The sequence below is a fragment of the Capillimicrobium parvum genome, from assembly GCF_021172045.1.
Lineage (GTDB): Bacteria > Actinomycetota > Thermoleophilia > Solirubrobacterales > Solirubrobacteraceae > Capillimicrobium > Capillimicrobium parvum.
Genome location: NZ_CP087164.1, coordinates 3,989,237 through 4,003,793, shown reverse-complemented (window position 1 = coordinate 4,003,793; position 14,557 = coordinate 3,989,237). Strand labels below are relative to the sequence as shown.

Here is a 14,557-nt window from a genome sequence, read left to right as displayed (position 1 = left end):
CCCGAAGGTCGCTAACCTGAGCCGTTCATGCCCACCACAGTCCAGACCCCGCCTGACAACCCCAACGCCACGGTGGTTGAAGGCTCCGACGGGCTCCTGCTCGAGATCGACGGGCAGGTCGTCCCCAACTACGACGCGACGTTCACGCACTTCGAAGAGGGCGACGTCCTCACCGGCCGCGTCGTGCGCATCGACAACGACGAGGTCCTCGTCGACGTCGGCTACAAGAGCGAGGGGGTCATCCCCTCCAACGAGCTTTCGATCCGCAAGTCCGTCGACCCGCACGAAGAGGTCGAGCTCGGTGAGGAGGTCGACGCCCTCGTCCTCACCAAGGAGGACCAGGACGGACGGCTGATCGTCTCCAAGAAGCGCGCCCGCTTCGAGCGCGCCTGGCGCCGCATCGAGGCTGCCGCCGAGTCCGGCGAGCCGGTCATCGGCACGGTCATCGAGGTCGTCAAGGGCGGCCTGATCATCGACCTCGGCGTCCGCGGCTTCCTGCCCGCCTCCCTCGTCGACATCCGGCGCGTGCCGAACCTCGACGAGTACATGGGCCAGCAGATCGAGTGCAAGGTCATCGAGCTCAACCGGTCGCGCAACAACGTCGTGCTGTCGCGCCGCGCCGTGCTCGAGGAGCAGCGCCGGGAGGACCGCGAGCGGATCCTCGAGCGCCTGCAGCCGGGCCTCGTCGTCGAGGGATCGATCTCGAACATCGTCGACTTCGGCGCGTTCGTCGACCTCGACGGCATCGACGGGCTCATCCACATCTCCGAGCTGTCGTGGTCGCACGTCAACCACCCGAGCGAGATCCTCGAGATCGGCCAGACCGTCCAGGTCAAGGTGCTCGACATCGACCGCGACCGCCAGCGCATCTCCCTGGGCCTCAAGCAGACCCAGGAGGACCCGTGGCAGCGGGTCGTCGACACCTACCACGTCGGCGACGAGCTCGAGGGCACCGTGACGAAGGTCGTCACGTTCGGCGCGTTCGTCGAGATCCTCGACGGCGTCGAGGGCCTCGTGCACATCTCCGAGCTCGCGGCCCATCACGTCGAGAACCCGCGCGAGATCGTGCAGCCGGGCGACAACGTTCGCGTGAAGATCCTGGAGATCGACTCCGAGCGCCGGCGGCTGTCGCTGTCGGTGAAGCGCGTCGAGGGCCAGGTGCTGCCGCTGCGCTCGCCGAGCGAGTCCGAGCTGGCGACCGAGGAGGACCCGGTCGGCGGCGAGGCGGGCGACCTCGACGACCTCCCGTCGCTGGGGCTGTCCGAGGACGTGTTCGCCGAGCAGGCGCCGGCCGAGGATCCCCCGGCCGGCGAGCCGGTGGCCGTGGCCGACGTGGCGGACGAGGTCGTGGCAAACGAGCCGGCGGTGGCGGATGAGCCCCCGGCCGATGAGCCGGTGGCCGTGGCCGACGTGGCGGACGAGGTCGTGGCCGACGAGCCGGTGGCCGCCGCCGATGAGTCCGAGGAGTCCGCGGCCGACGAGGCGCGGCCGGCGGGCCAGACCGAAGACGCGTAGGGCCGACCGCCTGTGGCGGTGCCCTTCGTAGGTCTCACCGGCGGGCTCGGCGCCGGGAAGTCGACGGCACTGGCCGCGCTCGAGGATCTCGGCGCGGCCACCCTGTCGACCGACGCGGTCGTCCACGAGCTGTACGCGACGGACGAGGTGCGCGACGCGGTCGTCGAACGGTGGGGGCCCGAGGTGGCCCCCGGCGGCGTCGTCGACCGCCGCGCGGTGGCGGCGCACGCGTTCGCCGACCCTCAGGAGCGCGGCTGGCTCGAGGGGCTGCTGTGGCCGCGGGTCGGCCGGCGCGTCGCGGAGTGGCGCGAGGACGTCTCACGGCGACGGCCCCCGCCGCGCGCGGCGGTCGTCGAGACGCCGCTGCTGTTCGAGGCCGGGCTCGAGGGCATGTACGACGCCACGATCGCCGTCGTCGCACCCGAGGATCTGCGGGCCGCCCGGGCGGCCGCCCGCGGCCATCATGCGGTCGACGAGCGCGCTGCACGCCAGCTGTCACAGGACGAGAAGGCGCAACGTGCGACGTTTGCGCTCGTCAATGCAGGGACGGTTGCCGATCTGGAGTTGGAGCTGTCGGCCATCCTTGCCAAGCTGAGTCCCTGACGTGAGCACGCGAGCCGCCCCCCAGCGTCGCAGCGCCCAGGCGCGGCGCCGCACCGCCGTTCGCCGCCGCCGGCTGGCGGCCGTCGGCCTGCTCGCGCTCATCGGGGCCCTGCTCGTGGTCTTCCTGCCGTCGATGAAGGACGCGGCGCGCGAGATCACGCTGCCGCTGCACCACGAGGACATCATCCGCCAGCAGGCCGCGGACAAGCACCTCGACGCCGCGCTGATCGCCGGGGTCATCTACGCCGAGTCGAAGTTCTCCGATCAGACGTCGCACGCCGGCGCGCGCGGGCTGATGCAGATCACGCCCGACACGGCCGACGCGATCGCCCAGCGCACCGGCGGGGTGAACTTCAAGCAGGAGGACCTCGCCGACCCCCAGGTGAACATCAGCTACGGCGCGTGGTACCTGCGGCACATGCTCGACCGCTACGGCGACAACGTGGTGCTCGCGCTCGCCGCCTACAACGCCGGGCAGGGCAACGTCGACAAGTGGATCGCGCGCGCGCGTGAGCAGGAGCGCGACCTGACCGTGAAGGACATCCCGTTCGCGGAGACCCGGGCGTACATCGATCGCGTGCTGCAGGCGCGCGACGACTACCGGTCGACCTACCCCGACGAGCTCGGCTTGTAGCGTTCCGCATCCGACCCGATCCCGGTGTGCAGGGTCGCCTGATGCTCCGGGGTCGGCGGACGGTCGGCACGCTCGCCGCGCTCCTCGCATGCGGGCTGGCCGGGCCCGCCGGTGCCCTCGCGGCCCCCACCGTGCCGCCCGGCTTCCTCGGCGTCGTGGCGGACCGCGCGGCCACGGACGGCACGGTGCCGGTCGGCCGCCAGATGCTCCGGATGCACGGCGACGGCGCCGAGGCCGTCGGGCTGACGTTGTCGTGGGCCGGGGCGCAGCCGTTTCGCACGATGGGCGAGGTGCCGCACCGCGACCGGGTCCACTTCTCCGAGATGGGCCCGGCGGCGGTGCCGACGGACTTCCGGTCGCTCGACCGCCTGGTGCTCGCCGCCGCCCGGGCGCGGCTGCAGGTCCATCCGGTCGTGATCACGGCGCCTCACTGGGCAGGGGACAGCCCACGGGGCCCGCCTCTCGCCGGCCGCCGCTGCAAGCCAACCTTGTGCGCCGCGGGCCGGCGTCGGCACCCCTAGCCGGTACGGTGAAGGGGTGCCGCCCTTCAAGCTCGACAGCGCCTTCACGCCGACAGCGGACCAGCCGAAGGCGATCTCCTCCCTCGCCGAGGGCATCCTGGCCGGAGAACGCGGCCTGACCCTTCTCGGGGCGACCGGCACCGGCAAGACGATGACGATGGCCGCGACCGTCGAGTCGGTCCAGAAGCCGACGCTCGTCCTCGCCCACAACAAGACGCTCGCAGCGCAGCTCTGCAACGAGTTCCGGACGTTCTTCCCGGAGAACGCGGTCGAGTACTTCGTCTCCTACTACGACTACTACCAGCCCGAGGCGTACGTCCCGAGCCGCGATCTGTACATCGAGAAGGACTCGGCGATCAACCAGGAGATCGACCGCCTGCGCCACGCCGCGACGGCCGCGCTGTTCGCCCGGCGCGACGTGCTGATCGTCGCGAGCGTCTCGGCGATCTTCGGCCTCGGCTCGCCGGAGACGTACGAGATGAACATGCAGGTGCTGCGCCGCGGCGACGAGAGCGACCGCGACGCGCTGCTGCGCAAGCTCGTCTCGATCCAGTACACGCGCAACGACACGGCCCTCGGCCGCGGGACGTTCCGGGTGCGGGGGGAGACCCTCGAGGTGTTCCCGGCCTACGAGGAGACCGCCTACCGCGCGACGTTCTTCGGCGACGAGGTGGAGCGGCTGCAGCGGTTCGACCCGCTCACGGGTGAGCTGCTCGCCGACGACCTCGAGCACATTGCGATCTGGCCCGCGACGCACTACAACGTCAAGGAGGGCACGATCGACCGCGCCGTGGCGGAGATCGGGCGCGAGCTCAACGAGCGCTGCGCCCAGCTCGAGGCGGAGGGCAAGCTGCTCGAGTCGCACCGGCTGCGCCAGCGCACGCAGTACGACATGGAGATGCTGCGCGAGATGGGCTTCTGCAACGGCATCGAGAACTACTCGCGCATCCTCGACGGGCGCCCGCCCGGGGCGCGGCCCTACTGCCTGCTCGACTACTTCCCCGACGACTTCGTCGTCTTCATCGACGAGTCGCACCAGACGGTGCCGCAGATCGGCGGCATGTACGAGGGCGACCGGTCGCGCAAGCAGACGCTGGTCGACTACGGGTTCCGCCTGCCGAGCGCGCTCGACAACCGGCCGCAGACCTTCGACGAGTTCCTGTCGATCACGCCACAGATGGTGTTCGTCTCCGCGACGCCGGGCCAGTACGAGCGCGCGCACAGCGGGCGGATCGTCGAGCAGATCGTCCGGCCGACCGGCATCGTGGACCCGGCCGTCGAGGTGCGCGAGACGCGCAACCAGATCGACGACCTCATGAACGAGGTGCGCATCCGCGTCGACCGGGAGGAGCGCGTGCTGGTCACAACGCTCACGAAGAAGATGAGCGAGGACCTCACGGACTACCTGCTCGAGATGGGCTTCCGCGTGCGCTACCTGCACTCGGAGATCGACACGCTGGAGCGCATCCAGATCATCCGCGACCTGCGCCTCGGCGAGTACGACGTGCTCGTCGGCGTGAACCTCCTGCGCGAGGGGCTCGACCTGCCCGAGGTCTCGCTCGTGGCGATCCTCGACGCCGACAAGGAGGGCTTCCTGCGCGGGGAGACGTCGCTGATCCAGACGATCGGCCGCGCCGCCCGCAACCAGGAGGGCATGGTGATCATGTACGCCGACAAGGAGACGGCGGCCATGCGCTCGGCGCTGGAGGAGACCGACCGCCGCCGGGCGATCCAGGTCGCCTACAACGAGGAGCACGGCATCACGCCGTCGACGATCGTCAAGGGCATCTCGGACATCACCGAGTTCCTGCAGGGCGAGTCGAAGGTGCCGTCCAACCGCCGCGGCAAACGGCGGCGCAAGTCCGAGGCGCCGATGGACGCCGCCGAGCTCGAGCGGACGATCGTCGAGCTCGAGGAGGAGATGCTCGCCGCGGCCGACGAGCTGAAGTTCGAGTACGCGGCGCGGCTGCGCGACGAGATCCGCGAGCTGCAGCGCGACCTGGTCAACCTGCGGGCGGCGGCGGGCGCGTCGTAGCGCGCCCGCTCCGATGCGCCTCAGCCGCCGGCGCGCCTGGCCATCTCGGCCAGGCGCTGCTTCGCGCGGTCGCCCTGCGCCTGGGTGAGCTTGCCGTCCTTGACGGCCTGGTCGACGATCGGGCCGCCGATCGACGGCGCCTGCCTGGCGAGGCCGCGGCTGATGTCGCCGGCCACCGCGCGGACGTTCTCGTCGCGCAGCAGGTCGCGGTGCTCGAAGAGGTGGGGGCGCCCGTCCTTCGCGGCTTCGGCCGCGACCGTCTTCAGCTCGTCGCCCTGGGCCTGGGTGATCTTGCCGTCCTTGACGGCCAGGTCGACGATCGGGGCGGCGACCGCGGGCGCCTGCCTGCGCACCGCCTGCCAGACGTCGCGCAGGACGCTCATGTCCTGGCGGCTGAACCCGGGACCGGCCGGGCCGGGGCGGTGGCCGGGACCGGGCCCCGTGCGGTGACCCGGACCGCGCGGTCCGATGCGGCCGAGGTCGGCCTGCGCGGCCCGGTCGGAGAGCGCCTGGACGCGCTGCTTGAACGCGTCGGCCTGGACCTGGGTGAGCTTGCCGTCCTTGACGGCCTGGTCGATGATCGGCCCCGCGATCCCCGGGACGTCGGGCGCGACCGCCCTGAGCATTTTCTGGGCGACCGCGCGGACCTTCGCGTCGCGCAGGAGCGCGAACGCGTCGGCGGAGGGCCGCTTGCCCGCCTGCGCGTCGGCGAGCGCCTGCCTGGCGGTGTCCGCCTGGGCCTGGGTCAGCTCGCCGTCCTTGACGGCCTGGTCGACGATCGGCCCGGCCACGGTGACCGCGCGCGCGACGACCGCCGTGCGGATGGCGTCGACGACGGCGCGGGCGTTCGCGTCGAGCCGCGGGCCGCGCATCCGCCCCGGACCGCCGGGGCCGCCGCGCGCGTGAGCACGCGCGGCGTGCGACGCGGGGTCGTGGGTCGTCGAGGCGGACGACGACCCGCTCTGCGTGGCGGCGACGGCGGCGGCGCCGCCGGCGGCGGCGACGGCGACCCCGGCCGCGAGGATCAGCCTGCGGGAAACGCGCATGTCCCCTGTCTTAGCACCCTCGTCGTCAGATCCGCGTCAGTCTTCGATGCCCATGGACGAGCTCCTCGAGTGGTATGACCGCGTCCGCCGCGACCTTCCGTGGCGGCGCACGACCGACCCCTACGCGATCCTCGTCAGCGAGGTCATGCTCCAGCAGACCCAGGTGGCCCGGGTCGTCCCGCGCTACGAGGCGTGGCTCGAGCGCTGGCCGACGGCCGAGGCACTCGCGGCCGCGCCGCTCGGCGACGTGCTCGCCGAGTGGATCGGGCTCGGCTACAACCGGCGGGCGAAGGCGCTGTGGGAGGCGGCGGGGATCGTCGCCGCCGGCGGGTGGCCCGAGGACCTGCGGACGCTGCCCGGGGTGGGGCCGTACACGGCGGCGGCGGTCGGCTCGTTCGCGTTCGGCCACGAGGTGCTGGCGATCGACACGAACGCGCGGCGCGTCTACGAGCGATGGGGGTTCCGCCCGCGGCCGTCGGCGGGGGTCAACCAGGCGGTCATGGAGCTCGGCGCGACGCTGTGCCGGGCCCACGAGGCGCGCTGCGCCGAGTGCCCGGTGTCGCGCTGCGCAGCGCGGGGCCGGCCGGTCGTGCGGCCTGCGCGCGGGCGGCGTGAGCGCTTCGAGGACACCGACCGCTACGCGCGCGGACGGGTGCTGGCGGCGATGGTCGGTCGCGAGCCGTGGCCGGACGCCCTCGAGCGCGGTCGGATCGAGCGGGCGCTGGAGGGCCTGGCCCGCGACGGGCTCATCCGTCTAGATGAGACAGAAGTCTCTCATAAAGGGCTCGCTTAGCTTCCCTTGAGATAGCAAAAGGTTTGATGGGGTATCCATAAACCCCGTCCGATGCAGATCTTCTTCCATGGCCTCAGCGCCGTGGACGTGTCGTCGTGTGCCGGCCTCGCGGCTGTGCAGGGACTTACCGTCGCCCTTCCCCGGGTCGACGTGTCGCGCCCTCGCGCCCGCGGTCTGTGGCTTGCCCCGCCCGTCCTGTTCGCTGCCGCCGTCTTCATCCTTGCCGCCAATCCGCGCTCCGCGCAGGTCCTCACGGGCCTGGCGGCGCTCGCCGTCCCCGCGCTCGCGGCGCTGGCCGCCGCCTGCATGGCCCGGGGAAGCCGCCCGGCGCTCGCTGCCGCCGTCCCGGTGATGCTCATCGTCATCCTCGGCGCGCCGGACACGCTCGCCGGGCAGATCGGCACGACGCTCCTGTGCGCGCTGAGCGCGGTGGCGATCGGCGCGCTGCTCGTCCGGCTGGGCGGGCCGCTGTGGGTCGCGGCCGGGATCGTGGTGCTGTGCGTCGCGGACGTCGTGCTCGTCGCGGACGGGCGGGTCGGCGCGGCGGCCGCGGCGCTCTCGCAGGCCGACATCGGCGGCCTGCCGGAGCTCTCGCACGTCTCGCTCGGGACCTTCACGCTCGGGTACGGCGACCTGTTCGTCGCGGGCGTCGCCGGGGCGATCGCCGCGCGGCGTCCGGGAGGCCAGCGCCGGGTCGCGACGCTCACGGCCGGGCTCATGCTCCTCGAGGCCGGCCTGCTCGCCGGCGAGGGCCCGTATCCGGCGACCGTGCCGGTCGTCGTGGCCCTCGTCGCTGACGAGCTGGCGTGGGGCGTGCGGCGCTGGCGCGAGCGGCGCGCGTCGGGGCCGTCCGACGGCCCGCAGCGGTCCTCCGTCGACGGGTCGATGGCGTACGCTGCTGTCGATCGCTAACCCCACGGAGGACATGCGCGTGCCCCTCGACCGCCAAGCCATCGAGAAGCGGGACTTCCCCATCGGCCGCCGGGGCTACGACACCGCCGCCGTCGATGCCCACCTCGCGCGCCTGGCCGACGAGATGGAGGCGCTGCAGCGCCAGCTCAAGCGGCGCTCGGGCGACTCGCTCGCGCAGGCCGCGTCGGAGCGCGTGCGCGCGATCGTCGAGGCCGCCGAGTCCAGCGCCGCGGCGATCGAATCCTCGGCCGAGGACGAGGCCCAGCAGGTGCGGGCCGAGGCGGCGCGCGACGCCGAGCGCACCCGGGCGGATGCGCTGGAGCGCGCCGAGGACCACGTCGGCCGCGTGGCGGAGGCCAGCGGCGAGATGCTGCGCCGGGTCGAGGCGATGCAGGAGGAGCTCGGCGGGCTGGTCGACACGCTGCGGACGGGCGCCGCGCGCGTGAACGCGGACCTGACGCTGCTCGATTCCAACATGGGCGACCTGCGGACCGCAGCCGGGGAGCGGCCGCCCGAGGTCGCGGCGGCCGTGGCGGTCCCCGAGCCCGACCCGGCGGCCGGCCTGTCGCGCCCGCCCGAGGCCGAGCCGTCCGAGAACGGCGCCGGCACGCGGGCCGCGGCCGCCGAGCCCGCCCCGCCCGCGCCCACTGCCGCTCCCGCCGAACCCGAGCCCGACCGCGTCGCCGACGCCGAGGGCGCCCGCCTCATCGCGCTGAACATGGCGCTCAACGGCCAGGCCCGCGAGGAGGCGGACCGCTACCTCGCCGAGAACTTCGACCTGCCCGACCGCGCGCAGCTCCTCGACGAGGTCTACGCGACGATCGAGACCGGGTAGCCGAGCCGGCCTGGTTCAGAGCGTCCTGAGGAACGCGGCCCCGCGCCGCGGCGGCGGCGCCGGCCCGTACTCGTCGCGGCGGCGCACCCACGCCATCGGCCACGGCAGATCGTCCTCGTCGCGCCCGAACGGCGCTCGATCGAGCAGCTGGTAGACGCCCAGCAGCGCGTCGCCGCCGCGTCCGTAACACGAGTACGTGTGGTGCACGACCCCGTCCTCGAGGGCGAAGGCGCTGAACCCCGGCAGGTCCGCCGGCGGATGCTCGATCGGCGCGTAGCCGTACTCGCCGCTCGTGGCCTGCTGCTCGGGTGTGAAGGAGACGCCGAAGTCGACGTTGAAGTCGCTGTCCAGCGATGACACCCACCGAAACCGCCAGCCCATCCGGCGCCGGTAGGCTTCGATCGCGTCCAGCGGGGCGCGGGACACGCAGACGAAGCTGACGCCCCGCTCGTTGAGGTGTGGCAGCGGCCCGTCGAAGTGGTCGGCGGCCATCGAGCAGCTCGGGCACCCTGCGCGCTCCCCCGGGCCGAACATGAAGTGGTAGACGAGCAGCTGCGGCCGGCCCTCGAAGAGCTCGCGCAGCGTCCGCGTCCCGTCGGCCGTGTCGAACTCGTACTCCGTGTCGAGCGGCACCCAGGGCAGCTGCCGCCGCTGGTGGGCCAGTTCGTCGCTGAGGTGCGTGAGCTGGCGCTCGTGCTCGAGCAGCCGCCGCCGCGCGGCCAGCCACTCCTCGCGCGTTCCCGTCCGGTGCCGTCTCGCCATCCGATCGCCTCCTGTCCCGCCGTCGTTCCGACACTGCAGACTGCGGCGGGCGCGCGAAGTCATCGGCCGCCGATGAGATCCGGTGCGCCGGGCGGTCTGTGATCCGCAATGACCCGACGGGAGGACCGCGCATGCGCAGGCTGATCTATTCGATGGGGGTGTCGCTCGACGGCTTCATCTCCGGGCCGTCCGGCGAGATCGACTGGTCCGCGCCCGACGAGGAGTTGCACCGCTTCCACAACGAGCAGGCCCGCGAGCTCGGCATCCAGCTCTGCGGTCGCCGGCTCTACGAGACGATGCGTCCGTGGGACGACTGGGAGCAGGTCCGCTCCGAGCCCAGCGGCGCCGAGCTCGAGTTCGCGGAGATCTGGCGGGCGCTGCCGAAGCTCGTCTTCTCGACGACGCTGCAGCGCGTCGAGGGCAACGCGATGCTCGTGCGCGGCGACGCGGTCGAGGAGGTCACGCGGCTGAAGGAGCAGCCGGGCAAGCCGCTCGCGGTGGGCGGCGCCGGGCTCGCCTCGGAGTTGGTCCGCGCCGGCCTCGTCGACGAGTACCGCCTGTTCGTCAACCCGGTCATCCTCGGGCGCGGGATCCCGTTCTTCCCGCCGACGGACGACCGGATCGCACTGCGGCTGACCGAGACCCTCACGTTCGGGTCGAAGGTCGTCTACACCCGCTACGAGCGGGCGGACGCGTGACGCCGCGAAGTCACGCACTTTGCGGCCGAGGAGGGCCGCGCGCCGGGGGAACGTCTGTTCGGTTACCTATAGTGGAGGAGTGCGTCGCGCCTCCAACCAGATCGTCGTCTCGGGTGCCCGTGAGCACAACCTCAAGGACGTCACCATCGCGCTTCCGCGCGACGCCCTCGTGGTCATCACGGGCCTCTCCGGGTCGGGCAAGTCCTCGCTCGCCTTCGACACCATCTACGCCGAGGGGCAGCGCCGCTACGTCGAGTCGCTGAGCGCCTACGCGCGCCAGTTCCTCGGCCAGATGGACAAGCCCGACGTCGACTCGATCGAGGGTCTGTCGCCCGCCATCTCGATCGACCAGAAGACGACGTCGCGCAACCCGCGCTCGACGGTCGGCACGGTCACCGAGATCTACGACTACCTGCGCCTGCTCTGGGCGCGCATCGGCCAGCCGCACTGCCACATCTGCGGCAAGCCGATCGCGGGCCAGTCCGCCGAGCAGATCATCGACCAGGTCATGGAGCTCGAGGAGGGCACGCGCTTCATGGTCATGGCGCCCGTGGTGCGCGGGCGCAAGGGCGAGTACGGCAAGCTCTTCGACGAGCTGCGCGGCGAGGGCTTCGCGCGCGTCGAGGTCGACGGCGAGCTGCGGTCGCTGGAGGACGAGATCGTCCTCGACAAGAAGTTCAAGCACGACATCTCCGTCGTGGTGGACCGGCTGGTCATGCGCGGCGAGGTGCGCAAGCGCCTGGCCGACTCGATCGAGACGGCGGTCGCGCTGGCCGACGGCATGGTGGAGGTGGAGACGGTCCCCCGCGCGGATGGCGCCCACGCGCCCGATCCGGCCCGCCTGCTGTTCAGCGAGAAGTTCGCGTGCCCGGACCACGGCCCGTCGATCCCGGAGCTCGAGCCGCGGATCTTCTCGTTCAACGCGCCGCACGGCGCGTGCGAGCGGTGCACCGGGCTCGGGTCGCAGATGGAGATCGACCCGGAGCTGGTCGTGCCGGATCCGTCGCTGACGATCGGCGAGGGCGCGCTGCTGCCCTGGGCCAACAGCGCGAGCAACTACTACGAGCAGATCACGCAGGCGATCGCGGAGACGTACGGGATCGACCTCGAGTGCCCGTGGGAGGCGCTGGCGCCCGAGCAGCAGGATCTGTACCTCTACGGGACCGGCGAGGAGCGCATCCAGGTCTCCTACCGCAACCGCTACGGCCGCCGACGCTCGTACGCGACGCAGTTCGAGGGGATCATCCCGAACCTCCAGCGGCGGTATCGCGAGACCGACTCCGAGTACTCGCGGGAGAAGATCGAGGAGTTCATGTCGGTGCGGCCGTGCCCGTCGTGCAAGGGCGCGCGGCTGCGGCCGGAGTCGCGGGCGGTGCTCATCGCCGAGACGCCGATCCACGAGTTCAGCGAGCTGAGCGCGCGCGCCGCGCTGCGCTGGCTCGGCGAGCTCGAGCTGTCCGAGCACGACCAGGCGGTGGCTCGGCTGATCCTGCGCGAGATCGACGAGCGGCTGCGCTTCCTCGACAACGTGGGCGTCGGCTACCTGTCGATGTCGCGCGCGGCGGCGACGCTGTCGGGCGGCGAGGCGCAGCGCATCCGCCTGGCGACGCAGATCGGCTCGTCGCTGGTCGGCGTGCTCTACATCCTCGACGAGCCGTCGATCGGCCTGCATCAGCGCGACAACGAGAAGCTGGTCGCCACGCTCGAGCGCCTGCGCGACCTCGGCAACACCGTGATCGTCGTCGAGCACGACGAGCAGACGATGCGCCGCGCCGATCATCTCGTCGACCTCGGTCCGGGGGCGGGCGAGTACGGCGGTCACGTCGTGGCGCAGGGGACGGCCGCCGACGTGGAGCGGGTGAAGGAGTCGCTGACCGGGCAGTTCCTCGCCGGCACGCGCACGATCGACGTGCCGAAGCGGCGGCGCACGCCGAGCGGCCACCTCGAGATCCTGGGCGCCTCCCAGCACAACCTCAAGTCGGTCGACGTGAAGGTCCCGCTCGGCGTGCTGACCTGCGTCACCGGCGTGTCGGGGTCCGGCAAGTCGACGCTCGTCAACGAGGTGCTCTACAAGGCGGTCGCCAACAAGCTGTCGAAGGCGCGCCAGCGCGCGGGCGCCCATCGCGGCGTGCGCGGCATCGAGCAGCTCGACAAGGTCATCCAGATCGACCAGTCGCCGATCGGCCGCACGCCGCGCTCGAACCCGGCGACCTACACGGGGCTCTTCGACGTCATCCGCGACCTCTTCTCGAAGACGCAGGAGGCGCGCGCGCGCGGCTACAAGCCGGGGCGGTTCTCGTTCAACGTCAAGGGCGGCCGCTGCGAGGTGTGCCGCGGCGACGGGCAGATCAAGATCGAGATGCACTTCCTGCCCGACGTCTACGTGCCGTGCGAGCAGTGCCACGGCAAGCGCTACAACCGCGAGACGCTCGACATCCGCTTCAAGGGCAAGACGATCGCCGACGTCCTCGACATGCCGGTCGAGGAGGGGGTCGAGTTCTTCGCGCACATCCCGAAGATCCGCCGGCGCCTGGAGACGCTCAACGACGTGGGGCTCGGCTACATCCGCCTCGGCCAGCCGGCGACGACGCTGTCGGGGGGCGAGGCGCAGCGCGTCAAGCTCGCGACCGAGCTGTCGAAGATCGCCACTGGCTCGACGCTCTACATCCTCGACGAGCCGACGACCGGCCTGCACTTCGCCGACGTCCAGCGGCTGCTCGAGGTGCTGCAGCGGCTCGTCGAGGCGGGCAACAGCGTGGTGGTGATCGAGCACAACCTCGACGTCATCAAGACCGCGGACCGCATCATCGACATGGGGCCCGAGGGCGGCGAGGAGGGCGGCCGCCTGATGGTCGTCGGCACGCCCGAGGAGGTCGCGGGCGTCCCGGACTCCCACACCGGCCGCTTCCTGTCCGAGCTCGTGACGCCCGCGGCGCCCAAGGCGCGCCGCACGCGGTCGCGGTCGAAGCCGGCGGCGGCGGCGGCGTAGCCGGACCGGGCGTCAGAACCGGTCGCGCAGCGCGCGGCGGTACTGCTCGGCCTGCCGGCGCCGCTCCGGAAACCGCCGCGCCAGCACGGCGAGGAACACGGTGCCCTGCAGCATGCGCGCCGTGACGAACGGCTCGAGCTCCCCGTCGCCGGCCGGATCCGCGCCCAGCGCCTCGGCGTAGCCGGCGAGCGCCGGCTCGGCGGCGAAGCGCGACGAGGCCGCCAGGCAGGCGAGGTCCCACGCCCGGGGCGCGGCGCACGTGTCCTCGAAGTCGGTCCACAGCAGGCCGTCGCGCGTGACGATGACGTTGCCGGGGTGGGCGTCGCCGTGGACGGGCTGGGCCGCGTCGCGCAGCGGCGCGAGCGCGCGCTCGACGTGCGCGGCCGCTTCGCGCAGCTCGGCGATGTCGCGTGGGTCGAGCGCGTGGTCGCGCTCGAGGACGCCGATGGCGCGGCCGACCTCGGCGACGCAGGGCTCGAGGTAGCTCAGGCGGCCGGGGAAGCTCCGCAGGCGCTCGTGCAGCTCGGCGAGCGAGCGGCCGACCTCCGTCATCTCGGGCGCCGCGCCGTCGTGCTCGACGTGCGTCCAGAAGCTGAGCGCGAGGCCGTCGTGGCGGTGGGGCCCCGGCGGGAGCTCGCGGCTCGGCGCCACGACCGCGGCGCCGGTCGCGGCGAGATGTTCCGCCACCGCGATCTCCCGCTCGAGCGCGAGCGCGCCCGCGCGGGGTCGGACGGTCGCCGTCGTCGTGGCGACGCGCGCGACGACCGGGGCCGGCCGCAGGTGCACGAGCACGTTGCTCGTGGCGCCGAGGACGCGCGGCTCGCGCACGCGGATGCCGTGCTCGCGGGAGATGGCCACCGCCGCGGCGACCGCGCGCGCATCGAGGTCGGCGCCCGCGCCGGTCAGGACGTCGTCGGCCATGGCGCAGATGCTGGCGCATGACCGCGACACGGACCCGTCGATCATCCTCGGCACGGCTCGTTTCGAGGCGTCTCGCTGCACGTCCGCCGGGGCGGCGGGAGGGCGGCGCCCTCTCCGGGGCCCCGGCGCATTCTCAGCGCCGGGACCTCCCTGGAGGGTGACCCCGAGGAACAATCCATCACCGAAGGCCCGGGGTCACGCCGACCATAGGCAGGCCGAATCGCCCGGGCCAAGCATCGGTCGCTCACGACCCCCCACATGGGGGTGGTCGCTGCGCCCGGGAGGATGGCCGC

At 72.6% G+C, this 14,557-nt stretch carries 13 protein-coding genes; 10 read left to right on the top strand and 3 right to left on the bottom strand.

Features of this window, described 5'->3' with window-relative positions; genetic code table 11:
* Positions 1 to 27: 27 nt before the first annotated feature.
* Genes rpsA through uvrB form a run of 5 tightly spaced genes read left to right on the top strand, consistent with a single transcriptional unit; the run spans position 28 to position 5,308 of the window.
* Entirely contained in the window at positions 28 to 1,515 is a 1,488-nt protein-coding gene (gene rpsA, locus DSM104329_RS19475) for a 30S ribosomal protein S1 (protein ID WP_259311514.1), read from the top strand.
* An 18-nt stretch (positions 1,516 to 1,533) separates the two neighbouring features.
* Positions 1,534 to 2,118 (top strand): dephospho-CoA kinase, encoded by a 585-nt coding sequence (coaE, locus tag DSM104329_RS19470; protein ID WP_259311513.1) that lies wholly within the window; start codon positions 1,534 to 1,536, stop codon positions 2,116 to 2,118.
* Between the two features lies 1 nt (position 2,119).
* On the top strand, positions 2,120 to 2,752 hold the full coding sequence (locus DSM104329_RS19465; protein WP_259311512.1) for a lytic transglycosylase domain-containing protein: 633 nt from the start codon (positions 2,120 to 2,122) through the stop codon (positions 2,750 to 2,752).
* Between the two features lie 41 nt (positions 2,753 to 2,793).
* A complete protein-coding gene (locus DSM104329_RS19460; RefSeq protein WP_259311511.1) occupies positions 2,794 to 3,273 on the top strand; it encodes a hypothetical protein in 480 nt (159 codons plus the stop codon).
* 16 nt (positions 3,274 to 3,289) lie between these two features.
* Positions 3,290 to 5,308: an excinuclease ABC subunit UvrB gene (uvrB, locus tag DSM104329_RS19455; protein WP_259311510.1), complete on the top strand. Its 2,019-nt coding sequence runs from the start codon at positions 3,290 to 3,292 to the stop codon at positions 5,306 to 5,308.
* 20 nt (positions 5,309 to 5,328) lie between these two features.
* On the opposite strand, the gene DSM104329_RS19450 is transcribed toward uvrB, so the two are convergent.
* Positions 5,329 to 6,354, bottom strand: a complete 1,026-nt coding sequence (locus tag DSM104329_RS19450; protein ID WP_259311509.1) for a hypothetical protein — start codon at positions 6,352 to 6,354, stop codon at positions 5,329 to 5,331.
* A 52-nt stretch (positions 6,355 to 6,406) separates the two neighbouring features.
* Between DSM104329_RS19450 and DSM104329_RS19445 the strand changes: the two genes are divergently transcribed.
* From DSM104329_RS19445 to DSM104329_RS19435, 3 genes are read left to right on the top strand one after another with little or no spacing between them, the layout of a single operon-like run.
* Positions 6,407 to 7,147, top strand: a complete 741-nt coding sequence (locus DSM104329_RS19445; RefSeq protein ID WP_259311508.1) for an HhH-GPD family protein — start codon at positions 6,407 to 6,409, stop codon at positions 7,145 to 7,147.
* A gap of 51 nt (positions 7,148 to 7,198) precedes the next feature.
* Positions 7,199 to 8,059 (top strand): hypothetical protein, encoded by an 861-nt coding sequence (locus DSM104329_RS19440; protein ID WP_259311507.1) that lies wholly within the window; start codon positions 7,199 to 7,201, stop codon positions 8,057 to 8,059.
* A gap of 19 nt (positions 8,060 to 8,078) precedes the next feature.
* On the top strand, positions 8,079 to 8,894 hold the full coding sequence (locus DSM104329_RS19435; RefSeq protein WP_259311506.1) for a DivIVA domain-containing protein: 816 nt from the start codon (positions 8,079 to 8,081) through the stop codon (positions 8,892 to 8,894).
* Between the two features lie 15 nt (positions 8,895 to 8,909).
* Here the strand turns inward: DSM104329_RS19435 and DSM104329_RS19430 are convergent, their stop codons facing one another.
* Positions 8,910 to 9,656 (bottom strand): DUF899 domain-containing protein, encoded by a 747-nt coding sequence (locus DSM104329_RS19430; RefSeq protein WP_259311505.1) that lies wholly within the window; start codon positions 9,654 to 9,656, stop codon positions 8,910 to 8,912.
* Between the two features lie 131 nt (positions 9,657 to 9,787).
* On the opposite strand from DSM104329_RS19430, the gene DSM104329_RS19425 reads away from it, so the two are divergent.
* Positions 9,788 to 10,354, top strand: coding sequence for a dihydrofolate reductase family protein (locus DSM104329_RS19425; RefSeq protein WP_259311504.1), 567 nt, complete (start codon positions 9,788 to 9,790; stop codon positions 10,352 to 10,354).
* 79 nt (positions 10,355 to 10,433) lie between these two features.
* Positions 10,434 to 13,343, top strand: coding sequence for an excinuclease ABC subunit UvrA (uvrA, locus tag DSM104329_RS19420; protein ID WP_259311503.1), 2,910 nt, complete (start codon positions 10,434 to 10,436; stop codon positions 13,341 to 13,343).
* 12 nt (positions 13,344 to 13,355) lie between these two features.
* On the opposite strand, the gene DSM104329_RS19415 is transcribed toward uvrA, so the two are convergent.
* Complete coding sequence (locus DSM104329_RS19415) at positions 13,356 to 14,264, bottom strand: phosphotransferase enzyme family protein (RefSeq protein WP_259311502.1); 909 nt, start codon at positions 14,262 to 14,264, stop codon at positions 13,356 to 13,358.
* Positions 14,265 to 14,557 lie beyond the last annotated feature (293 nt).

Excerpts from the sequence above, each read along its gene's own strand:
- rpsA (WP_259311514.1), top strand. The coding sequence starts at position 28 with ATGCCCACCACAGTCCAGACCCCGCCTGACAACCCCAACGCCACGGTG.
- DSM104329_RS19460 (WP_259311511.1), top strand. The coding sequence starts at position 2,794 with ATGCTCCGGGGTCGGCGGACGGTCGGCACGCTCGCCGCGCTCCTCGCA.
- DSM104329_RS19450 (WP_259311509.1), bottom strand. The coding sequence starts at position 6,354 with ATGCGCGTTTCCCGCAGGCTGATCCTCGCGGCCGGGGTCGCCGTCGCC.
- DSM104329_RS19445 (WP_259311508.1), top strand. The coding sequence starts at position 6,407 with ATGGACGAGCTCCTCGAGTGGTATGACCGCGTCCGCCGCGACCTTCCG.
- DSM104329_RS19440 (WP_259311507.1), top strand. The coding sequence starts at position 7,199 with ATGCAGATCTTCTTCCATGGCCTCAGCGCCGTGGACGTGTCGTCGTGT.
- DSM104329_RS19430 (WP_259311505.1), bottom strand. The coding sequence starts at position 9,656 with ATGGCGAGACGGCACCGGACGGGAACGCGCGAGGAGTGGCTGGCCGCG.
- DSM104329_RS19425 (WP_259311504.1), top strand. The coding sequence starts at position 9,788 with ATGCGCAGGCTGATCTATTCGATGGGGGTGTCGCTCGACGGCTTCATC.
- DSM104329_RS19415 (WP_259311502.1), bottom strand. The coding sequence starts at position 14,264 with ATGGCCGACGACGTCCTGACCGGCGCGGGCGCCGACCTCGATGCGCGC.